Source organism: Paenibacillus sp. J2TS4 (assembly GCF_018403245.1).
Lineage (GTDB): Bacteria > Bacillota > Bacilli > Paenibacillales > NBRC-103111 > Paenibacillus_L.
Window position 1 is genome coordinate 384,719 of record NZ_BOSH01000005.1, and the last position, 22,611, is coordinate 407,329.

Annotated in this window: 22 protein-coding genes; 4 read left to right on the top strand and 18 right to left on the bottom strand. The window is 44.9% G+C overall.

From position 1 onward, the window contains the following. Positions 1-48: 48 nt before the first annotated feature. The 7 genes from KJS69_RS13995 to KJS69_RS14025 all read right to left on the bottom strand — a co-directional run bounded on the left by KJS69_RS13995 (position 49) and on the right by KJS69_RS14025 (position 7,895). Complete coding sequence (locus KJS69_RS13995) at positions 49-2,124, bottom strand: tail fiber domain-containing protein (protein ID WP_213584376.1); 2,076 nt, start codon at positions 2,122-2,124, stop codon at positions 49-51. A 311-nt stretch (positions 2,125-2,435) separates the two neighbouring features. Beyond that, entirely contained in the window at positions 2,436-2,696 is a 261-nt protein-coding gene (gene tatA / locus KJS69_RS14000; protein ID WP_374706635.1) for a twin-arginine translocase TatA/TatE family subunit, read from the bottom strand. A gap of 11 nt (positions 2,697-2,707) precedes the next feature. Further along, the gene (locus KJS69_RS14005) at positions 2,708-3,538 is read right to left on the bottom strand and encodes a hypothetical protein (RefSeq protein WP_213584377.1); all 831 of its coding nucleotides are present in this window, start codon (positions 3,536-3,538) and stop codon (positions 2,708-2,710) included. 84 nt (positions 3,539-3,622) lie between these two features. Continuing rightward, positions 3,623-4,435, bottom strand: a complete 813-nt coding sequence (locus KJS69_RS14010; protein WP_213584378.1) for an MBL fold metallo-hydrolase — start codon at positions 4,433-4,435, stop codon at positions 3,623-3,625. A gap of 240 nt (positions 4,436-4,675) precedes the next feature. After that, positions 4,676-5,530: a carbohydrate ABC transporter permease gene (locus KJS69_RS14015; RefSeq protein ID WP_213584419.1), complete on the bottom strand. Its 855-nt coding sequence runs from the start codon at positions 5,528-5,530 to the stop codon at positions 4,676-4,678. 35 nt (positions 5,531-5,565) lie between these two features. After that, positions 5,566-6,492 carry a carbohydrate ABC transporter permease gene (locus KJS69_RS14020; RefSeq protein WP_213584379.1) on the bottom strand — a complete coding sequence of 309 codons (927 nt, stop codon included), beginning with the start codon at positions 6,490-6,492 and terminating at the stop codon, positions 5,566-5,568. Positions 6,493-6,566: 74 nt separating this feature from the next. Then, entirely contained in the window at positions 6,567-7,895 is a 1,329-nt protein-coding gene (locus KJS69_RS14025) for an ABC transporter substrate-binding protein (RefSeq protein ID WP_213584380.1), read from the bottom strand. A 485-nt stretch (positions 7,896-8,380) separates the two neighbouring features. Between KJS69_RS14025 and KJS69_RS14030 the strand changes: the two genes are divergently transcribed. Then, on the top strand, positions 8,381-8,650 hold the full coding sequence (locus KJS69_RS14030; protein WP_249730518.1) for a helix-turn-helix domain-containing protein: 270 nt from the start codon (positions 8,381-8,383) through the stop codon (positions 8,648-8,650). Between the two features lie 242 nt (positions 8,651-8,892). Here KJS69_RS14030 and KJS69_RS14035 read toward each other — a convergent pair whose 3' ends face one another. Beyond that, positions 8,893-9,459: a transposase gene (locus KJS69_RS14035; RefSeq protein WP_213584381.1), complete on the bottom strand. Its 567-nt coding sequence runs from the start codon at positions 9,457-9,459 to the stop codon at positions 8,893-8,895. Between the two features lie 111 nt (positions 9,460-9,570). Here KJS69_RS14035 and KJS69_RS14040 point away from each other — a divergent pair, with 111 nt between their 5' ends. Continuing rightward, positions 9,571-9,786, top strand: a complete 216-nt coding sequence (locus KJS69_RS14040) for an MmyB family transcriptional regulator (RefSeq protein WP_283777463.1) — start codon at positions 9,571-9,573, stop codon at positions 9,784-9,786. A 235-nt stretch (positions 9,787-10,021) separates the two neighbouring features. Here the strand turns inward: KJS69_RS14040 and KJS69_RS14045 are convergent, their stop codons facing one another. Then, positions 10,022-10,804, bottom strand: a complete 783-nt coding sequence (locus KJS69_RS14045; protein WP_213584383.1) for an alpha/beta fold hydrolase — start codon at positions 10,802-10,804, stop codon at positions 10,022-10,024. A 234-nt stretch (positions 10,805-11,038) separates the two neighbouring features. On the opposite strand from KJS69_RS14045, the gene KJS69_RS14050 reads away from it, so the two are divergent. Continuing rightward, complete coding sequence (locus tag KJS69_RS14050) at positions 11,039-11,668, top strand: cysteine hydrolase family protein (protein ID WP_249730519.1); 630 nt, start codon at positions 11,039-11,041, stop codon at positions 11,666-11,668. 216 nt (positions 11,669-11,884) lie between these two features. On the opposite strand, the gene KJS69_RS14055 is transcribed toward KJS69_RS14050, so the two are convergent. From KJS69_RS14055 to KJS69_RS14090, 8 genes are all read right to left on the bottom strand, one after another. After that, the gene (locus KJS69_RS14055; RefSeq protein ID WP_249730520.1) at positions 11,885-12,523 is read right to left on the bottom strand and encodes a GNAT family N-acetyltransferase; all 639 of its coding nucleotides are present in this window, start codon (positions 12,521-12,523) and stop codon (positions 11,885-11,887) included. A gap of 221 nt (positions 12,524-12,744) precedes the next feature. After that, on the bottom strand, positions 12,745-12,927 hold the full coding sequence (locus KJS69_RS14060; RefSeq protein ID WP_213584384.1) for a hypothetical protein: 183 nt from the start codon (positions 12,925-12,927) through the stop codon (positions 12,745-12,747). Next, positions 12,875-13,483 carry a ParA family protein gene (locus KJS69_RS14065; protein ID WP_483874563.1) on the bottom strand — a complete coding sequence of 203 codons (609 nt, stop codon included), beginning with the start codon at positions 13,481-13,483 and terminating at the stop codon, positions 12,875-12,877. The genes KJS69_RS14060 and KJS69_RS14065 overlap by 53 nt, the downstream gene beginning before the upstream one ends. A 472-nt stretch (positions 13,484-13,955) precedes the next feature. Further along, the gene (locus KJS69_RS14070; RefSeq protein ID WP_213584385.1) at positions 13,956-14,774 is read right to left on the bottom strand and encodes an aminoglycoside 3'-phosphotransferase; all 819 of its coding nucleotides are present in this window, start codon (positions 14,772-14,774) and stop codon (positions 13,956-13,958) included. Positions 14,775-14,871: 97 nt separating this feature from the next. After that, complete coding sequence (locus tag KJS69_RS14075) at positions 14,872-16,005, bottom strand: hypothetical protein (protein ID WP_213584386.1); 1,134 nt, start codon at positions 16,003-16,005, stop codon at positions 14,872-14,874. A 303-nt stretch (positions 16,006-16,308) separates the two neighbouring features. Next, positions 16,309-18,084 carry a 23S rRNA (uracil(1939)-C(5))-methyltransferase RlmD gene (gene rlmD / locus KJS69_RS14080; protein ID WP_213584387.1) on the bottom strand — a complete coding sequence of 592 codons (1,776 nt, stop codon included), beginning with the start codon at positions 18,082-18,084 and terminating at the stop codon, positions 16,309-16,311. Between the two features lie 59 nt (positions 18,085-18,143). Continuing rightward, positions 18,144-19,073 (bottom strand): diacylglycerol kinase, encoded by a 930-nt coding sequence (locus KJS69_RS14085; protein WP_213584388.1) that lies wholly within the window; start codon positions 19,071-19,073, stop codon positions 18,144-18,146. A gap of 390 nt (positions 19,074-19,463) precedes the next feature. Then, the gene (locus KJS69_RS14090) at positions 19,464-19,754 is read right to left on the bottom strand and encodes a YerC/YecD family TrpR-related protein (protein ID WP_213584389.1); all 291 of its coding nucleotides are present in this window, start codon (positions 19,752-19,754) and stop codon (positions 19,464-19,466) included. 461 nt (positions 19,755-20,215) lie between these two features. Between KJS69_RS14090 and KJS69_RS14095 the strand changes: the two genes are divergently transcribed. Further along, entirely contained in the window at positions 20,216-20,731 is a 516-nt protein-coding gene (locus tag KJS69_RS14095; protein WP_249730521.1) for an aminotransferase, read from the top strand. 277 nt (positions 20,732-21,008) lie between these two features. Here KJS69_RS14095 and KJS69_RS14100 read toward each other — a convergent pair whose 3' ends face one another. Beyond that, complete coding sequence (locus tag KJS69_RS14100) at positions 21,009-22,079, bottom strand: DUF3048 domain-containing protein (RefSeq protein ID WP_213584390.1); 1,071 nt, start codon at positions 22,077-22,079, stop codon at positions 21,009-21,011. Positions 22,080-22,611 lie beyond the last annotated feature (532 nt).

Genomic DNA, 22,611 nt, shown 5'->3' on the forward strand with positions numbered 1-22,611 from the left:
CCGACATCCAAATCCAAGTCCAAAACGATGGAAACCTTAATTTTGTTTCTAACGGGCCGCCTTAAGTTTCTTTAATTCACGTCTCATCAATGCCATTTCCATGAATTGACATTCATCGGCGCGGATAGACCACAAATCTCCTTCCTTAGCACTTATTTGAGTCTTCCCGGTTGACTTCCCCTCTTGATCTAATACGTCTACGCGTTCTTCCTTCCATTTATCATAACAAAGTAAACCTATCTCAAAGGCGTTTAATCCCCGCTTTTGAAATACCTCATGTACACGTTGGGCAATGATTCCGACATGCCAACGGGCCTTTTCACCTTTCTCTTCTACCGCGTCATTAAATTTGAATCGACAATAGTCAACTTCTTCCCAGGCATCGAGCCATTCATCAGGAATGGCACTTATTTGTTGTTTATGGCGTTCATCGGAGGTATTTATCGTACCATTTTGTGCATATAAGGAATCCCAACGTCTTGAAGGCGCACCTAGGGACTGTGAAGCGTCCTTATCCGGACGTAAATTTGCTCTAACATTCATGATATCGTTACCCATATCACCGTAAATAAATGGGGACGATCTTCTATCGTTACCATAATCCACCCATAATACTCGATCTTGTTGCGTGGTTGGTTCTGCATTGTTACCGATTATAATGGAATTATTCCCTGTATAATTTTGCGCTGCTTCAGTCCCTACAACGACATTTCGCGAACCAGCTTGTCCATTTAATAGTGTTCTTGCCCCTATTGCCACATTTGCCATTCCGTTTGTTTTATTTTGTCCTGCAAATGTTCCGATGATTGTATTTAATGTGTTTGAAGGGGATTTATCACCTTTAGCATCCCGTAAAGCACGATACCCAATAATGACATTTCTATCGGCAAAGACGTCCGAATACGCTGCATCATAACCTATGACTGTATTTCTATTACCTGTTTGGTTAAATCTTAAAGCGTACATACCTATACCTATGTTATCGTAACCCGCTAAACTGTTGGAAAGTGCATAGGCACCTAAAGCAACACTTCTTTCAGTTGTGTATGATCGGGAAAGTGCTTGGTAGCCAAAAGCGGTGTTAAACCTTCCCTTCACAAGTTGTAAAAGTGCATTTCTTCCCACTCCTACATTCCCCATAACCTCTTCAGCACTTGACGCCTTAGGGAATAAACCGCCTGGTTTAATTAAATCAGCAACTTCAGGATTCATTTCTAAAAGAAAATAACTGGTAGAACCGGGGACGCTCCACGGGTCCCTTACATCGTGTTCATCAAGCCATAATTCGTGTCTGGCGATAATGGGATCCTGCGTCCCGGCCCATTTCATCGCGTTCGAACCTACGGCGACTGACCGGCTAAAAAAGTCCCCTTTAGATAATGAATCCGAACCAAGCGATACATTGGAATATTGCGTTTTATTTTCAGATTGCGAGCGGAATCCAACTGCCGTATTTTGTTTCCCAGTTGTTAATGTTTTAAGGGATTCCTCACCTACTGCGGTGTTGGTGTATGCTTCCGCCTGGGACTTTGTTCCAGAACTTTTCCCATAAAATTCGTTTAATACAGGCTGAGGAATTGCGCCTAATTCGACCTCCCATTGATATGTCTTTTCACTGTCAGGCATAGTGTTGTAAAACGTTTCAGGCGTACGGAATATAACGACAGCGCCTTTGCCAAAATAATTGCCGGAAAGATGCTGCTCGTAAGCATTATAAGTTCCAGGCGGTACATATATGAACTTCCCTTTTGCTTTTGTTTCAGCAGCAATAAAGGCCTCTGTATCGTCAGCAACTCCGTCACCCTTGGCACCAAAATCCTTAACGCTGACAAACTCACGTAGTTTGTCAGCAACGGTACGTTTAATTTGATCTTCGGAATAACTATAAGAAATTCTATCAGCGTCGTCAGTGATTGGGTCTTTCCTTTCCTTCTCTGCTGCAAAAGCTTGGTTGCTGAGAGTAGAAAACAGTCCCCCTGATACGACAGCAGCACCTGCTAGACCCATTGTCGCCATAAGTTGTCTGCGACTGATTTTTCCGCCTTCCTCTTGCTTGAGATTCGCCTCTTTATCTACCTCATTTTTTTGCCGGAATTCCTTATTTTTAGACGTTTGATTATCCACCACTCATGCCTCCTATTCTTCAGTCTGTCCCTATTAGAGTTTTTGAACGTAATTGCTCTCAATACTCATTTTGAACATACCGTTTTGCGATAGTAGTAATAAATAAGATAACCTGAGTATTTTTTTTATCGCCGCGGATCAAACATTATTTATATTATCCTGTATGTTTCCATCAAATAATCTTTGTGTGACTATGGCAGTAAAGCAAAAAGCTATTGGGAGTACGATAAAATACCAAAAACAGTCAAATGTTCGATCAAGCCCATTTTTTTTCTTCAAACATCTGCGTTTACCTGCAAGTCATTTTCCCATCAACTAGCTGTCCTTTTCGATGCTGAATCCGCTTGCATAACATTGGAAACCAGAGTTTCTTCGTCTTCCTGTACATCAGCATACAAAATGCCCCTCGTTCCGTTTTTGAATTCCCTCAGTGTGCTCCCAATAGCACGTCCGAGCTCGGGAAGCTTACTCGGGCCAAATAGTAACAACATAACCAATAAAATTAAGATCAAACCACTCGCTCCAATCCCTGCCATATTCATCCCCCTAAAAATATTAATGATGGAAACCAAACTTACACCTCTTAATCTAGCTTTACCTTTACGTATGTCCGATCATCAAATGAAACGTTCCCCTCGATTAACCCTTTACCAAGCTTATACTCCCTAAAGCAAAGGGGATCGTTCTTCAGAATGTATTCTAGTTCCTTCTCCGTCTCTTCCAATGTTGGTTTTAGCCCAGGGTAACCATCAGAAGCAAGAACGAGATATTTGGCAACCGGATCAACATAAAGCGTCTCAATACTATCAAGATTAAATTCAAATCCTGTAAGGGCAATATAGCTGTACTGGGTTTCGACTTCAGTATTCTGCAAGTAATATTGCATTCGTTTGAATGACCTAACAGCTTCGTGGCCAGTATCTTTTTTCATGAGTTCCTCAATTGTTTTCCCTCTTTGAAGCTCGACTTCCAAAACGAAGGACCTTATATTAGCAATGATGTCGTCAACTATTTTTGCATTTGTATACCATTTATCGTCGATCATACACTGGCAGTCACCTATCATCCAAATTGTATGTCTAGACTTGCTGTATAAAACCATTGAAGCCGTCGGACAAGAGAAAGGGTTTTCCAAAATTGAGTCGTAAATACCGTGTGCCTTATAATAATGGATTAGGTTGTCATTAATGCTCTTGACGATCTCACTAATATCTGCATCAGGTGGAAGTGTTGGAATCGTTTTCGCAATTACTCCCGAGGCGATCTGACCCGGTGTCAAGCCATTATATATTCTTCCTGAAACATTAGTAGCACCATCTATAACACAAGCGTAATGTCCTGTGACACAGTACCGATCCTCACATGTATCACGGTTACCTGTTTTAGAAACCGTTTTTTCTTCGATAATTTTCATAAATAGTTCCTTTCCTTTTATCTCTAGTCTTGTGCTGTAACCATAAACATATTTAAGTCTACTCGATGAAAAAAATTAATATAATTACACCTCGTATACCATACCGTCGAAAGCCACTATTATACCGTGTGGGGAAAATCGTTCTTCTAATTCATGATGAAGCAAGCCACCATTATGGGAAAAATGTGTTGCGATGACTTTCCCATTCTTACGTAACATTCCCTTTTGTTGAAATTCTTCTTTCATTTCAATCACAGCTTCAATATTTTGATGATTCTGCCTCCCTGGTAAGGGGCCGTTGGTACAGTCTAAAATCGCCAAGTCAAAAGAGCGCCCTTCAAGCCAGTTCCACGTTTCAGAAGGAAACCATCCAGAATCGTGACCGTAAAGGATGGATTTACCGTTTTTTTCAATAAAATAAAGAAGACATGTTTCATGCTTGCCATGGTCGGCTAAAAGTGGGGTGACACACGTATTCTGATCAACTTGAACATTTTGAAAAGGTAGAACGTGATGAAGTTCAAACCGTTCATGCTTTGCATCAATTACTGATTTACAGCTCTGCATGACGAGATCATGCCCATAAATATGCAATGGAAAATCAATCCCGTGAGCACTAGTTGGCATCCGCTTTTCCAGATCCGTTTGTTGCAGGTGATCCCAATGCGAGTGAGTAATGAACAAATGCTCCACCGATGCTAGATCAATATTGTCACGCAGCACATGATGATACGTGTCTGGTGGAAAGTCAATTTTCATAGTGTCATCAATAATGACTGATGACCGCGTGCGTATGTTCTTACCGCCTAGTTGCCTCGCTTTATGACAGTACTCACATCGGCAAAAGAGCGCAGGCCAACCTTCGGCAGCAGCCGTTCCTAAAAAGTGAATTTTCATCACAAATCCCTCATTTCAGTTTTTTAAAGACCATTATTCAATATAGTTTCAGATACTGCTTAATGCTGGTTGCTTTTGAAATTGATGTGTCGCATACAATACTCAACCTGTCCTTTCATCAATTCGACCCGCTGCACCAATCTCCACAGCTTGAATGCTTTTTGCATGTACCGCTAGCAAATGTTGAAAAATATTTTCTATTAAGTCCATCATTCCCCTCTCCGTCATAATAACGAATTCTCACTTTAACCCTGTCATGGCTGAACCGGCTTCCATAAAATACTTTTGCCCAAAGAAGAAGATAATAACTGACGGAATCGTGAAAAGAGCAGCTGCAGCCATCAATTGTTCCCACTGGGCAGAATGATCCTGTAGGAAACCTTGCAAGCCAATCATAATCGTCCATTTCTCAGCATCGGTTAAATAAATCAAGGGACCTAAAAACTCTGTCCATGCACCGACAAACGTAAATAGAACGATGGTGGCTAGTACAGGCTTTAACTGCGGAAGAATAATTTGCCAGTATATGCGAAATTCAGAAGCTCCGTCAATTCGAGCTGCCTCCGATAGTTCAATCGGAATTCCCAACAAAAACTGGCGTAAAAGGAAAATATAGAATGGCGCCCCAAAAAAAGCACCAATCGTTAATGGGACATAAGTGTTAACCAAATCTAGCTTTGAAAAAATAATGTACTGTGGAATCAACATGACCTGTGGTGGCAAGATCATGGTGGCTATAATAATACTAAAAACAACATTGCGACCTCTCCAAGGAATTTTCGCAATGGAATAAGCAACAAGCGGAGCAGCGAATAATTGCCCAATGATATTTAAGGAAGCAATGAACAGTGAGTTTCCGACGAATCGAAAAAATGGCATTGCCGCTATCGCATTACTATAATTCTGCCATTGAAATTCTTGTGGAAAAAATGTTAACGGCACCTTAAATATTTCCTGAGGCATTTTCAATGAAGTTAATATTAACCACACAAACGGAAATAGGAAGACTAACCCCAATAATATCAAAAAGACATGGGGAAGTATGAACTTGCGTAACCTATACCCGGTACTATGCCTCGACTTCCTTTGCTTTATTGTTTGTTTTGGAAAATTTGACACTGCCTCCACAATTATTCACCCCCGTAATAAACCCACCGCATTGAAGTTTTAAACACAATGACGGTAATAAGGACTACAATTATAAATAAAACCCAAGCTAACGCTGATGCATATCCCATATTGAGATAGACAAAAGCTTCTTGATATAAATTTACCGCATAAAACAACAACGACTGATCTGGCCCGCCTGTGGCCCCATCCATTAGAATGAATGATTCAGTAAAGATCTGAAAGGCTCCTATCAGCCCCATAATCAATTGGAAGAGTGTTATGGGCGATAGCGTAGGTAAAGTAATGGACCAAAACCGATGCCACCAATTAGCACCGTCTAAAGCCGCAGCCTCATAGTACTGTTTCGGAATACCTTGAAGTGCTGCAAGATAAATTAAGGCAGTAGCACCTGCCCCCCATACATTCATTAGAACAAGCGAGGGTTTAGTAAAGGACGGATCACTTAACCAGGCAGGGTCATACAACCCGATCGCCCTTAAACCAATATTAAGCATGCCGTATTCAGTGTTCAAAATCCAAAGCCACAAAATAGCACCTGGCACAGCCGGAATAACAGCAGGCAGATAATAGATCGTGCGATAAAAGGCAATGCCCTTTACCTTAAGATTTAACAGGAGTGCCAAAAGTAAACTAATGAATAACGATATCGGCACAGCAATTAATGCCATGTAAAACGTGTTCGTTAGGGATTTGTAGAAGTTTTCATCCATTAAAATGGCTTGATAATTTGCAAGCCCTACCCACGTCGGTGGTGAAAACAAATCGTACTCTGTCAAGCTATAATAAAACGAAATAACAAACGGGTAGACAGTAAACAAAATAAAACCGATAATCCACGGTGACGCAAAAGCCAATCCTAACAATAAATTCCTTCGCCCTTTTATGGTTCTTTTTTCATTATAAGTGGGTAAAGAATTCGAAATCATCGTTATCCTCCCTCTTCTGTTGTTTGGGAGGATCCTGTAATTTTATAGATTACAGGATCCCTTTTAGGACTTGACTACTCCATCGTTTTTTCAACGAGAGGCTGGATTTTTTCTTTTATTCGCTTCGTTCCTTCATCTAGTGTTACTTTCTTCCGCATAATAGCGTCGTACTGTTTATTAATTTCTGCCATGTACTCATTCATAAAGGGGAGCGATGGCATCGATTGAAGGTTTGGACTTTTGGAGTATTCCAAAAAGATATCAAACCCCGGGACATCATCGAATGCGGGATGGTCTAACGCACTCATTCTTGTCGGTAAATTGCCGATTGCCGCATCAAATCTTGACATTTGATCTTTATCGGTGAGCCAGCTTAAAAACTCCCAAGCTTCATCAGGATGCTTCGCACCTTTGGGAATATATAAAACACTAGCGCCAACAAACCCCGAATTTTTTAGCTCCGGATGTTCTTCATCGTATGGTACCGGTGCAATTCCATAATTTAATTCGGGTACATTATCCTCAATCCTCTTCGGCTCATACTCTCCGGTCATTCTCATCGCATATTTCCCCGTATAAAACGGATCTTGTGGTGACGCAACTTTCCCAAGACTCGTAGCAAACCGGTCTAAATTCTCCGCGCCATATTTATCCCAAATATCCTTAGCAAACTGCATGGACTGTTTAAAACCTGGATCTTCAGGTGTTACTTCTTTTTTATCGGCATCCCAAAATCGACCACCATATGTAAAAGTCATCGTGTAGAAATTAGGGTCAACACTTGGAAAAAAACCAAGTCTTTCGATTCTTCCATCGTCATTCATTACAGTCAGTTTATCTGCGTACTCCATCAACTCAGAAATGGTTTCAGGCGGTCCATCTAAGCCGGCTTCTGCGAATATATCCTTATTATAAAAAAGTAAATACACATGCATAGCTAATGGGATGGCATAGGTCGTTCCGTCATACTGTGAGGTTTCCATTGCTGTAGGTATAAAGTCATCCATGTCTACCTGGCTTTCAGCTATATAATCATCTAAAGGAGTCATCGCTCCTCGTGATCCCCAAGAAGCAACATCTTTACTATAATTAGATGCAACATCTGGCGGATTCCCACCTGTTATCGCCGTAAGTTGCTTCTGATAATCACTCTGACTAAGCCCCTTCACCTTGATCTTATCCTGACTCTCATTAAACTCCGCTATGAGTTCTTCCATTGCCTCACCGCCAGGTCCCGTCCAACCGTACCAAAAATCAATTTCCACCACTTCTTCATTTGTTTCGCTGGCTCTTGTATCTGTTTTCCCTTTGTTATTATCCGTCGAAGCTTGGGAGCAGCCAAATATAATAGAAATGATTACAAGAAAAGAAAAAGTGATTGGAAACGTCGATCTCCATTTCATTTTTCAGTCCTCCTGACAAAATGTTGTAAATCGAGGATTCATTTTGAAACTAAAAGTCTTAATTCTACAATAATTATCCTTACTCCCCTCCTTTTCACTCGCTAAGACATGACTATTCTAGGATGAGAGCGATTACATTAATTACAATTTATCATAAGGTGGATATTTTCTCCACTATTATTTTACAAAAAGGATATTTTTTGCAAAATACATTCCTTATCCCCGATTATGAAGAAGGATTTTTCCTGCGCGGCGACTGTGCCGCCTATAGCCAGCATAGACGCGACTAAAGCCGTGCTAAGGGCTATAGCAACCTTCTTTCAATGACGATTTGTCATGACCATACCTCCAATATAATCTGTGGTAAGAAGGAAATGTCTACTCCGAACTTTATTATAATTACAATATTTTACTTTTTGTTGAATATTCGATCTGGTATTTCTATTATACCGTACTGAAAATGGTTGTAAAAGGAGTTTTCTCCCTTGAACGACCATTCCTTGATCATAAAACAAGTCATTGGTAAAACGATAAAAGCAATTCGAATTAAGCAGGGATTAAGTCAAGAGGATCTCGCAGGTCTTTGCCAAGTTGACCGTTCTTACATATCGCTAGTCGAGGTCGGCAAAAACGAACCATCGGTCAGCAAGATCTTTGAACTTTGTGAAGGGCTTCAAATAAAACCTTCAACCTTTTTCAAAATTATCGAAGCAGAGTACGAGAAGCTCAAAGAAACCAATACTGATGCTGAGTAAATTCAAGAAGCTATCAGCCAATCACTGATGGCTCTTTCTTTATAATAATCAAGATATTAGTTTCATTTCAGTTGACTTTGAGTAACCATCGCTGACTTATATACAACATTAGTCCCGAATTACCGATATATCTTCTTATAGGTATTGGCTAGTCATGGAGGATTGTGGTCGTGGATATAAGGTTGGAGTTTGGGCAAAGATGCAAGGAATTAAGAGCTCGATCAGGCATGTCTCAAGAAATGTTAGCTTCTTCGACGATTAAAATAATACCAGCCGTGAATACTGGAAAGTAATTGACCAGTAGATATCGGTCCATCATGCTTGGTAGCCACCGTCTCGATAACTTTCATCGGCATATTCATGGCCGCATCGTAAGCTACATGAAGTTTTACTCCAGCGCGTTTTCCGTGAAACACCGCCCAAGGCAAACGGGTCTGGCCTACGGTGATCGTCGTTGAATCAACGATCAGCAGAGATGAAGGGATTCGCAACTTCCGACGGGTAGACCGGTTACATTTGGATACCATTATCTCAAATAGACGTTTGAAGACCTCGTAAGGAACGTCAGCGGCTTTCTTGGAGAACGTGGAGTAATTCACACTCGGCAATCCACAATCTGCAGCGCGATCTGCGCCGGATCGATAACTCTCCCACTCGCCTGCGGCAGCGTTGGTCAGATATTGAAGCAGGGTGAATACAGTAAATGTTCTCCCTTTATCTTCATAGCCAATCGCCTTCACGACTTCTTTTACTTCTTGTTCTGTCAGCAGTGTTTGCACTAAATTCGTAAATGGGGTAATCTGTTTCATGAGAGGCTCCTTTTGAATCGTTGTGTGGTAACTTCTGATTCTACTAAAAGGAAGGCCTCTTTTCAATTTTCATTACCTGTTACTGGATAATCAACACGCCTGTTATCCAACATTAGTAATGAATTCAAGGCAATGTGGGAGCGACAAGAAGTAATCTATGCCCCTGAAGGGCATAAGGTCATTACTCATCCAATTGCAGGCAGAATGGATTTCGAATATCTTGCATTCTCGGCGGCATATTCCCCGGAATTGCAGATTGTATTGAATATGCCTCTAAGCGGAACAGAAACAATCGAGAAAGTGAAAATGCTTTTATCACAAAAGTAAAGTAAAAGTAAAAATTTAAACGGGTCTGTTGCAGATTTTATTTTGTTTGAAATGCCTTCCATAACTATCCTGCCCGTTCGCTGAAAAGGGCCACCGATCAGATGATTCCTCGGTGTCCCTTCTTGGTGTTTAATGTATAGTACCCGTCTAGCTTAATGCCAGAAGGAGCAGCTGCCTCGGCGGCAAATTGCTCATTGATCGCTCGACTATCGTCTCCCGTTATCTGAACAGCAAATCAACCAATAAACTGCGTTATTAGATAGTTAAACTTTTCACGTTCTTCCCAGAAAGCACCATGACCGCTGTAATGAAACGGAACAAGCTGTGAGTTTATGATTTGACGATGCATTTCCTGTGCTTGTGCGAATGGGATTACTTTGTCGTGAGTACCGTGAACGATTAAGGTCGGCACCCCAATTTTCGGCAAATCGACGTCCAGTCTCTCATCTCTTAGAGTTACGATGATCGCTGCTGTTGACCACCCGGCCGCCTCGAATCCTATTTGCATAAACCAGTCCAAAAAGGGGCCGGTGATATATTGAAAGAAAAACATATCAGTGATTCCCCGCATCATCTTTGGTCTGTCGTTTCGAGCTTCGGAAAGCAATTGATCGGCCGTTTCTCTGGTAAAACCGGTAGGAGCTGCAGCGTCAATGAGGATAAGTTTGGATACTCCGTACCCATGATGCCGGGCCATATAACGAATCGCGATCGATCCGCCGGTGGAATGCCCAGCGAGTGTGAAGTTGTTCAGTTGAAGGGCGTCAATAATAACACGAATATCATCGGCCAAACGGTCAAAATTGTAACCAGAGAATGGTTTATCCGACTTCCCGAAGCCTCTCCAGTCAATTCCGATACACCGGTATCCCATCGCGGGAAGAACGTCAAACTGGTACTCAAACTGTTTATGGCTTAACGGCCAACCGTGCAAAAACACAATCGTCTTGCTACCCTTTGGGTTTATATCCTCAACGTATAAATTTACGCCAGATTCTACGCTGACAAAGTATCCCACACCGATTCCCCCTTAACTCACTTCAGCAATAAGATACTCACCTAAGTATGCATAGGTGAATACCTATTACTTGTTTGCATGCCATGTCGGTGGGGAGTATCCCCTATTTGCTAAACCTAACTGCCCGTTTTGAGTGCACAATTATTTTCTTATCACTACTTACACCAAACAAACTGCAAATACATATAAATGCCTATAAATATTTAAGAATAAGCTGCGAGGGAGGTATCTATCTTGCTGTTTCAACCACATCCCAGTAATACCGCCATTGTAATTACAGACCCACAAAATGATTTCATGTGTCCTGGGGGAAGAGGCTATCATCTGACAAAAGATACTATTGAAAAAAACAACACGATACAAAACCTTGAATTATTAATGAGCACTGCCCTGAATAAAGGATATCAGCTTTTCATATCTCCCCATTATTTATATCCTCATGATTATGACTGGCAATTTACAGGTAATGAACAAAAGATGTTATTAGGTCTTAGAATGTATCAAATGGTAAATGTGTACACACCACCATCTTTTGGAGCTGACTTTGTTCACTCTTTCAAACCTTACATTTTTGATAGGAGAACAGTCGTATCAACACCACACAAGGTTGCTAGTCCACAAACAAATGACTTAGTATACCAGCTACGACAACATAGAAAGGAAAAGACGATTATTGCGGGAGTACTTTCCAACATTTGTGTAGAGTCTCACATGAGGGATTTAATCGAAAATGGGTTTGAAACAGCTGTTGTATACGATGCCACAGCAGCGACAAGTGAAAGGGATTTCCAAGCTGCCGTTACCAATTACAAAGCATTCGCCAGTGCTACGTGGACAACACGGGAAGCTATTTCACATTTATAAGTGACGTTAATTGCAGGTGCAGTTAAGTATCATGAGCGACAAAATTAGTTAAGCAAATTGTAAAGATATTTTCTTTAACAATCCTAATTTTTTATCTGGAAAGATACCCTTTATTCGTCAATATTTTATTGGCAAACTGCTCCTGGATCGCTCAACTATTGTACCCGTTGAATCGTCGGAGGCACAAACACACCCCGACCAGCCTCCTGGAATACGTTAAATAATTATGAAATTGACCCCATATAATGATAAGGCTAATTTTCTCGCCACTTTTTGAGATGCAAGATTCTCCCACGAAGTACTGTATAATGGAATACTTCCCAACTTTCGCACCTCCATGGCCCATCCGGCAACAACTGCGGCGGCATATCCCCTTCCGCGAAACGGATTCAAGGTCTCAAGTCCTGCTTCATGTGCCTTGGATGTGATGCGAACGCTGCGGCAGATCGAGACGGCCCTAGTTTCGCACACTAGCGCTATACAGGGTTGCACATAGTCAATTTCTAAGGTCAGCCATTCGAAACCGTCAAGCAAAAATTCCTCTATATTTTCCCGGGTGATGCTTACCACCTGCATTTTCGGCGTGGCTTCACCGGGAATTATAAAACAAGGTCCCATCGTGAATCGTTCTCCCTGGAGGAGGTTCATATATGCCTCGAAATATTTTGGGTTCGTCTGGATATCCCTCTCGATCGGTTCGTCAGCACACAATCTCTTCAATTGCTCGACAAGTATCTCCGGGACATCATACCGAATCCGACAGAGTGTCGTTCCCCCTATAGTCCGCCCTAAGAAAAACCGGGGGGCGGTGGCCTCTCCGGGCCAGGGCTCGTTTATCGCGAGAAGCCGCTTCAAAAAACTGCAGGAAATCCAAGTAGAGCAGCTCTCCTTGCCGCTGGCAAGTTAGGGCGCATCAACAATCCAAATCTAAAAATTACAACTATACACAACGGGATACGTCTGTCCATTTTTCAAGACTGAATGGTACTTTTGTGCTACGGAAGGAGATTCGCCACCAAAGGTATCCTTTCATTTCCAAATCTGGATTGGGTGATAACAATTTTCTCCTGTCGCCTTCAAAAGAACGTGGGCTTTTTGAACAGCCTCTTAAAGGGATGACCGGGAAATTCACTAATTTCAGCCAATGGAATATCCATCACCTTTTCCCGTTGCGAATCGTTGCGGCTTTCCTCTGTCGAGAATAAATCATCGACTTTGGTCAGCTTTATGCTGGCGAGCCGATCTTCTTTCGCTGCCAATATCCTGCACCTCCTTCGTAAGTGCAGCGTAGGCTTTAGCAACCTGTCCGTTCGGATCGTGGGCATAAATGCTTTTACCCTTGGCGCTTGTTTCCGCCGCGCGGATGGACAGGGGGATTTCTGTATTGAATACACGCAGCTTATCCCCATAATCCCGACGCAAAACGAAAGAAATGTCTTTGGCGAAATTGGTTCGGCTGTCTACCATCGTGAGCAGCACACCATCCACAGCAAGCTTCGGATTAATTTGACGCCGAACGCGGGCAACCGTCTGCAAAAGCTGCGTCATGCCTTTGGCGGGCAGGTAATGCGCCTGTACCGGGATAATGACGCTATCCGCCGCTGCCAATGCGTTGATCGTCATCATGCCCAAGCTCGGCATACAGTCGATCAGGATATAATCGTAATCTGCTTTCACGGAATCGATGTACGAACGCATAATCGTTTCCCTGCTCATCGTATTGACGAGCGCCACTTCGACCGCCGATAATTCGATGTTTCCAGGCATCAAAATCGATACCTTCATGATGATGCAGAATACCTTCCTGTGCATCATACGGTTCTTCCAGCATCGCTTTCGTCAACATCGTAGCGAGCGATACCGACAAACTGTCCGGCTCATGAAACCCGAGCGAATCCGTCAAGTTGCCCTGCGCATCCGCATCGACCAGTAAAACCTTCTTGCCCACGCCGCCCTTCTGATTGGCGAGAGCGATTCCTTTGGCTATAACACACATCCCCTCTCATACAAAAAGGCGGTTGCGCTGAAGGTTCAGGGCAACCGCCTTTTTGAAAGTATCTATATAAAAAAGAACGCCGGGAGAAAGGCGTTCTCTTGAACATTCATATATTATGATAGCTTCTCTTTCAAAGATTTAGTGAGTATTTCGGTACTGTGAAGCCACTCAGTCAATGAGTTAGAGCCACAGTCTTAATGAAATAGAGCCAGCATGTTAATCGAGTAAGCCACCAATTTATTGAATAGCTCTCCGTTTACCAATTCGTATCGTATTCGTTAGTTGCAGCTATTATTCCTCCGTGTAGTAATCTTGTCCGCGAAACCCGTTAAAGGCTGATATCAACCCACATAGACGTTGCCGGTCAGGGTCGATTAGATGCCGGCCATACGCTTCAAGGAACCGATGCGCCCACCGCACGTCCTCCAGGTTGAACTGAAGCGACCACATGCCCCAGAACAAGTCGTAATGCGGATCGCCGACACCGCCATAACCCACGTCGATGAAACCAGACAGCCGCCAGTGCTGAAGCATGACGTTCGGCAGACAATAATCGCCGTGAATTACGACCCCCTTATCCCAACTGACGTGACGAACAATCGCTGTCAACTCGTCGAATGCGGCTGCCGGATCAGCGCATTCGAGATATCGAAGCAACGAACGGTCGCAGCGACCGTTTCGAAAATTATCTTCCGCCCTTCGGACCATATCCTCCAGTCCATTCACGGTAGGACAACCCGCCGTTTTCAGGCTGTGCAGCCGGGTCAAGCTTTCCGCAAACGTTTCGCAAAGCTTGGCTGGGTTAGCCAAATATCGGTTATCTGTTGCGTCATGTCCGGGGACGACTTCCATTAATAGATATTCTCGCTCTCGCTCTCTGTCTGACTCGAAGCAAATAGATTCCGGCGCAAGTCCGTCTTCCGCGAGAAACCGAAGCATATCCGCTTCCCGCTGTAACCGTTCGCGCGCATGCGCGATTTTTAAACAGTACGCACCGTCCGAACCCGCAATATGGTAGACGGACGAGCGACCCTTTAACTTCAGTGCCGAAACGTCGCTTCCTTCCGTATAACGACGAATCGCTTGCGGCAGCAATCCGATATCCAGCATTCTGCGGCCCCCTATCTCATTTTGATCCTCTCTCCGTCGCCGTCTTTAAGCTCTTGTCTTCGTTAGCGTAACGGTGAAACATGCGGAACTGTATGTACTATATTATTTGACTTCTAAGGCTCCAAGACTCTTCTGCCAATTTAAGCAATGCCTGAGTGACTAACAACAGATGTCTTGATTTTTCTTTCTGGTTTATTCTATCGTCTTTTTCTAAGTTACTAATCAGCTTATCAATAACCATGATAAACCTAAGCGATGAACTCGCAGTAAACCCGAATCGAGCAAGCTTGGAATTTCCGTCCCACCCTACATCTCTAAGTCCTTGCATATAGTTTAGAAATAACTCTTCCTTATACTCTTCTACCTTGTTAACTGGAACTTTCTTCTTTAATAACGCATATCCAAACATTCGACCGAGCTCTTCTCCTACACCTGAGATGCTTGCAAACTGCCAATCGATCGCTATTAATGAATCGCTGCCATTCAATTTCTCTATAAAAATGTTATCCCAGTGTACGTCTTGATGGGCAAATACACGGGGCAGCAATTCTAGTGTCTCCAGCAAGCTATTTACTCGGTTTCTATTGTTATGATAAAGCTCCCACATAGAACTCTTACCAATAAAATCAATCAAACAAGAATCCCAAATAACTTTTTGCTCCTCAATGGGTTTAGCATAAGCAGCACAAACCTCTACCCAAGAACGCATCCAAGTGTGGCATAAAAAAGACTCATTAGGGAGAGGATTTCCTGTTATGTAAGCGCCATTGTATTTTCCAAGTAAGTAGGATATTTTACACATGTGCGTGAATAACCAGTTACTTTGGATAGATTCAAAAGCTATATCCTCGAGCCAGATCCAGACATTTTCATCAGGATACTCTTCTACTGCATGGCATAAGGGCGCCCTTATACCAGATGGCAACAGATTCAGTATCCCTGAATAATAAACCAAAGCTTCGCGTTTCCAGTAGTAGTAGTGATCGACTTGATTACGCGCAGAATCGGGTTTTAATATTTTAAGTATCAGGGCATAATTTTGCTCTCTATCGTTGTCTAGAACTGTACAAGATACCCTATAGACCGAACTCTCTTCCTTGTTTTTTCCAAGCGGGCTGCAATCCCACAATAATAACTGTAAACATTTTGAAGGTACTATTCGCCGTAATAGTGACTGTAAGTAAGCAGGATCAATATTAATTTCTTTTTCCGTTTTTGCGGATACCTTCATTATTTGACCTCTGTTTCATAAAAATATGTAGCCATTTAACTACATGAAAAGGCCCAAGATTCCTTTTTGATATTTGCGGTATGCAACCCAGTTAGTTTAGTCCCCTATTGGCTCACATAATCAAACTATCCACTTTTGTGAAAACTCAAATTAACGAATCCAACATATCTACGCATACGACATCCAAATCCAAGTCCAAAACGACCGAAACCTCGATTTTGTCTTTGACCAGCTTATTTTTGAAGTCGTTGCCGTCCGTCGTGAACGTCATAAATCGCGCAAAGTGTTGAAAACAAAGGATTTCTACGTATCGATGCGTTGTATTCCTATTACGCACTCCACATGCAACGTATGTGGAAACATGTCCACCGGCTGCGCCTCGACGGCGCGGTAGCCGCCGCCCTCGAGCACCCGCAGGTCGCGGGCCAGCGTCGCCGGGTTGCACGAGACGTAGACGATGCGCTTGGGCCGCATCGCCACCATCGTCTCCAGCAGCGCCGCGTCGCAGCCCTTACGGGGCGGGTCGACGACGATGACGTCGGCCGTGATGCCCTCCTGCTTCCACGCGGGAATGACCTCCTCCGCCTTGCCTGCGGCAAAGGTGACGTTAGGGAGGCCATTCAGCGCGGCATTGCGGCGGGCATCGGCAACTGCGTCTTCGACGATCTCCACCCCGTAGACCTGCTTGGCATGCCGGGCCAGGAACAAGGAAATCGTGCCTATTCCGCAATAGGCATCGATGACCGTCTCCTGCCCCGTCAAGCCGGCATACTCGAGGGCCTGGCGGTACAGCACCTCCGTCTGAGCCGGGTTGACCTGGTAGAACGACCTCGGCGAAATGGCAAATTTCACATCCCCGATATAATCGTGGATGTATTCTTGCCCCCAGAGCACCTCTGTCCGTTCGCCGAAGATGACGTTCGTTCTCGCCATATTTACGTTATGGCAGATGCTCTTTACGGCGGGAAGGGCATCGCGGATAGCGCGAACCCATTCGTCCGCCTTGGGGATTTGCCGGCCATTGGTGATGAGAACCACCATGATCTCTCCGGTCGCAAAGCCGTATTTGACGACGACATGACGAAGCAGCCCCGTATGAGCTCGCTCGTCGTACGCCGAAATCCCCAACGAGCGGGCGATTTCCTTCACGCGAGCGACCACTGCGTCGCTTTGCTCATGCTGGATCAGGCATTGGTCCATATCGATAATCCGATGGCTGCCTTGAGCATAGAAGCCTCCGATCAGGCCGCCTTCTTCCTCGCCAAAAGGAACCTGGGCCTTATTCCGATAGCGCCAAGGATCATCCATGCCCATCGTCGGATGCACGATAATCCCGGCGTTGTCCGACTCAACCCGCTCTAAGGCACCGAGCTCCTCATGCCCCCGATTTCCTTTTGCGAGAACCATCTCTTCCGTTTGTTGCTTAGCTTCAGACAACGCGTATACCGAACGGCTGGATTCCTCTCTATTTGCGTTTTCTTCCTCTGCAGCTGCATATTTCCCGTTTCCGAATTCCTGCGTTTCCTTGGCATTTCCGCGAGCCTCATGATCGTCCGTGATCGACGGCGATAAATCCGCTTCACTCTCTCCGCTTGCAGCTTCTCCATCCCGGCGGATCTTCAGCTTGCCGATTCTCTCCAAGCTGTCGATGACTACCTGACGCTTGTGCTGAAGCTGGGCAGAATAGCTGAGATGCTGGAGTTGACAGCCTCCGCATTGGCTATATATCGGGCATGGCGCCTTAATCCGGTCGGGACTGGCCTGGTCGATCCGCAGCATTTGGGCGTAACCATACTGCTTTTTCACCTTCGTCACCCGGACCTGAACCCGTTCTCCCGGCAGGGCACCAGGTACAAAAAGGGTAAAGCCGCGATAACGGCCTACCCCTTCTCCTTCATGCCCCAGCCCGTGTATCTCTACAAGGACTTCATCGTTCTCCTGAACCGGAACGCCTTCCAGAGATAGGGATCGCTTTTCTGTTATTTGATTCTTGCCTCTATTCTGACGCTTTCCTCCAGGCCGACCCTTTCCTGATCCCGGGTCACCCGAGAGAGTCTTCTGTCCTTTGTTCTTTTTCATAAGTTATATGCCGTTTTCCTTTATTTTAAATATATTATTAGTTCAGTCGAGTCCGTCTTCTATTTGAGCAGACCGTGTTTGGAGCGGTAGGTAGAGCTGCCTGATTCGTCCACAATAATGTTTAAATGTGAAGGAAGAACCGAAATCGTACACGGAAGCGTGCCGCCTAATTCCCCGTCCAGATTGATCTGAACATAATCGGGAGATGTAATTTCGATCCTGCGGGTGGAGGTGTAGATGATTTGGGGGTCATTAAGGTGTTCGCCCCGCAGTGCCAGCGTGATAACGCGGATGAATTCCGCCAGATTGCATTTTTTCAATATAAAAACATCCAGCAAGCCATCGTCCAGACTGGCATCCGGAGCCAGCTTCTCAAAGCCTCCGACCGAGTTGCTGTTGGTGACGAGGAACATCATCACCTGCTCGTTAAATTCCATCGTATCGGTTCTGACATGCATTTCGATCGGACGGAGCCGGGGCAGCTTCTCGATTCCTTTAATATAATAGGCCAGTTGGCCGATCATCGTTTTTAGTTTGCTGGGCACCTCATAGGTCAACTCCGTAAGAGAGCCTCCGCCGGCAATATTAATAAAATATCTCTGATTCACTTTGCCGACATCGATCATGCGGGTATACTGGCGAACGATCAGATCGCAGGCCGCCTCCCAATTCCGGGGGATGGACAACGCCCGGGCAAAATCATTCGTTGTCCCCAAGGGCAAAATACCAAGCGCCGGACGGCGCTCCTTCTCGGCGATCCCGTTAATAACCTCATATAGGGTTCCGTCGCCTCCTGCGGCAATAACGATATCAAAGCCCCGCTCTACGGCTTCCGCCGCTGCAAGTGTAGCGTCTCCTTCTCCGACGGTCGCGTGGGTGGAGGTCTCCAGCCCGCCGCGCTCGAGCCGCTGCAAAATGTCCGGCAGCTTCCTCTTCATTTCTTCCCGGCCCGAAGAAGGATTATAGATTAGTCTAGCACGTTTGGCCATTCCTTAATCACCTGTTTGTCATTATTATGCCAACCCTCGATCAGGGATTATTACGCGATCCTTCAAGAGTTGAACAACGTATTCTTCATAATAAAAGGCTCCTAATAACGTTATTCAACCATCCTAAAACGAAAAGGGACAGCATGCGTTATTCCAATATTCAATGCAGGATAATCTGCACTCAACATCGCGGCCGCTTCTTTCCATTGGCTCCTTCCATACCATAGTATGTTCCAAATCCAGTTTTTCCTACATACTCTCCGAGCCATCGTTCCTCAACTTCTCTAATGCAGAATATGAAAAATCCCACTCTGACGGGTAGAGAAGGATTTTAGTGCAGCTTAGCGGTGAATGAATTCCACCTGTTATCGTGTCTAACTTCGAATTAAGTTATCTTCCGAGTCGCTCTAATGTCATTTTATACCCGTCATTCCCGTAGTTCAAGCATCTCTTCACTCGGGAGATAGTGGCTGTGCTCGCTCCGGTCTCCGCCTCAATCTGATTATAGGTATACCCTTTGCGCAGCATGCGGGCAACTTCGAGGCGCTGAGACATCGATTGAACTTCATTTACCGTGCATAAATCGTCAAAGAAGACATAACATTCCTCAATATTTTCCAAAGTTAAAATCGCCTCGAACAATTGATCGATCGCTTTGTCGTTCAGCTTTTTCAACTGCATTATTATTCCCTCGTTTCTGCTGGTTTGCTGTACTACACATTCGACATTCAATGCCAAATCCCTGCTTTAAGTTTGCAGAACAGTATAAATGTTAAGCGTTAGAGCGTTAAAATGCGTACCAGTGTTTAAACAACATCTGAAAAGCTGTTTGTCATATTGTTCCTTTTGGCAGAGCATCCATTGTTAATGCTGCAAAAGTCTCTTTTTCAGAGCGTATTCACTAGAAAATGCTGATAATTCTCTGGTTTAACCATTAGTCCAGGCACGAACCAAATCGATGGGGAAAATGCCCCTATCCGGGACATTCGTCCAAACCAATCATTTGCCCACCACATAGATTATAAACAAGATACCCCCCAAAAGGGAAGAGTTGCTTCCATGCAAATTTCCGTTTTATTAGGGGGCCCCCCACTACCATCTCATAAAGTGAGGAGATTATATAAAAAAGGGTTGTGAATCCAGTGAATTCAAACCATCAGGCCAGAACGAGCCATTCTTACCCGGTTATGTACCAGCAGTCCGGGCATAATCGGGCCCAAATTCGCAATTGGATCGACTCTCCCCAGCAGTTTCCTGGGTATTATCAGAACTTTCCTGGATTTCCGGGCAATTTCCCCGGTAACCAGGGCTTTCCAGGATTCGGACCGGCGAATCCGGCAGGCGGAGCGGGTCAAGGTGGAGCAGGTCAAGGCGGCGCCGGAGGTTCCTTCAACTTAGGTCAAATCAAGTCTTTCATCGACCGGATGGGAGGAATCGAAGGCATCGTCTCCACTATGACCAAGGTGCAAAAGGTCGTGCAGAGCATCCAGCAGATGACTCCAATGATCAAGCTGCTGGTCGGCACGTTCGGCTCCAAGGCGGCTACGGCCGAGGCCAACACGAGGCCCTCACGCAGACGGCGAACCCGCAGAGGCAGCGCCCGTCGGCGCCCAACCGCAGGCGGTCGGGCGAGAACAGTCAGACGGGGCAGCCGCTAGTCTCCAGCGCAGATCATCTCGCGTGTTCGTCTCTCGCATCAGATCTTTGCCTTATGATTTCTTGCATTTCTCGCTCGCCTCTCATGTCTCGCCCAACATACCCGGACGGCTCCGACCCGTGCGGATGGAGTCGTTCCCCCTCGTGATTTAGAAGCTAAAAACATCCCGGAATAGGGATGTTTTTGGCTATGTGCCTCTTTTTATGAGAGTGAGCAAATTGCCTGTCAGGGCCTGTCCAGGGGGCCTTAATCTTAATTCCCCCTTTGGCATTGAACTCCTAATTCTCGTACTCAATCTCTATCTCGGAGCCGCCGGGCACGACCTGAATCCAAGTCTGTCCAGGCATGAGCGGCAGCTCGCGGTCCTTGTCGTACACGCGAATCGTTCCATCCTTTCTTTCCCAGGTGATGTCGCGTTTTTTGCCCCCCTGGATGAGCATTCCTTTGCCCGGACCGTTAACATCTACCCGACGCCGGCCTTCATTGTCCAGCACCTGATGCTTCGTCTCCGCGATGATTATGTTAGCGGCCGTCAACTGAACCTCCGACTCCTTGTCGCGATGAGGCTCTCCCGCCATGGAGCGCTTGTAAAGCTTCGCTTCTGCGTCATATTCATACGTAACATAATATCCATGAATGTAGTTCACTTTGATTTGCTCGGCCTTCTCCCCGGTGGCTTCATCGTCCTTTTTCATGAAAGGATATTTAAATGCTTTCCAATCCTGTCTATACTTCTTCTTCTCGCTGCCCTCGCGAATTTTTTCCACACTTGTATACAGATTATGTGGCGCTACACGATTGTTGTCCCGCCAATAATAGGCATCGTCGCCATACACCTGGTCAAAATGCGCCAGCTTGCGCGAATTAACATAATTGATCGCATCCTGGCTCCAGCCAGCATGCACAATGTAAGCGTCCAGCCCTTCTCCCAACTCAGCATAGTAAGGCCGAAGGCTGCGAACCGGGCCAATGACCTTCGCATTCTGACTATGATATACCGCTGCGAAGCGGGTAATTTCACCCTCGGCGAGAATTTCAAAGACGATATCCGCTTGATCGAGCCCCGTCTGCGGGCGGGCTTGCGGAGAATTCTCCACCATAACCATCAGAGGCCGACTATCGGCGGCTTCATTGGTTCCGAGCCCCGTTAACGGGTAATGGAACGGATAAGGAGCCGGTTCACTTGGAGCCGGAGTGGCGACCGGCGAAGGCGACGGGTCTGGCGCGGGTCCGGTCTGCGGCTGCCCCGACGAGCAGCCTGTAACAGCCAGGGCAATGATAGCCGCTCCTAGAGCGCTCCGGTATCTTCCCGCTCTTCGGGATGGGGTTTGACTATTGGACGATTTCATGTTCCAATTCCTCTCTTTCTAACTCTTATAACTGTTTCTACTGTTTCTACTTTTTGTTGCTTTTTCTGCCCTTGGTTACTCTTTCCACTCTTGGTTACTCTTTCTATTCTTGATTACTCTGTCTAATCTTGGTTACTCTTTCTATTCTTGATTACCCTGTCTAATCTTGGTTACTCTTTTTCTATTGAATGGTCAAAAGTTGCTGCTTTAGTTTTCGGCACGCAGCGGTTACAATAAATCAACTGCAATAATACATTCACTTCGCTAAAAATCAGCTAGAATTGGAGAATCGACTGCATAAGTGCAGGCAAACCAACATTAAAATCGAATTTTGTCCCCATACGGCTGATTCTACTGTATTTTTGCATTAGATCAATAGAAATAACGCATATTAGCTCCAAAAGACTGGTCGAGTAGGCGGGGCCTTTCCTTCGAGGATTGTGCCCCTTACCCCTCATAGATCCGTACGTGCGCAATTAACGCATACGGCTCCTCACATTGATCATTTACAATCGATGGTTTTTTTTTCAGT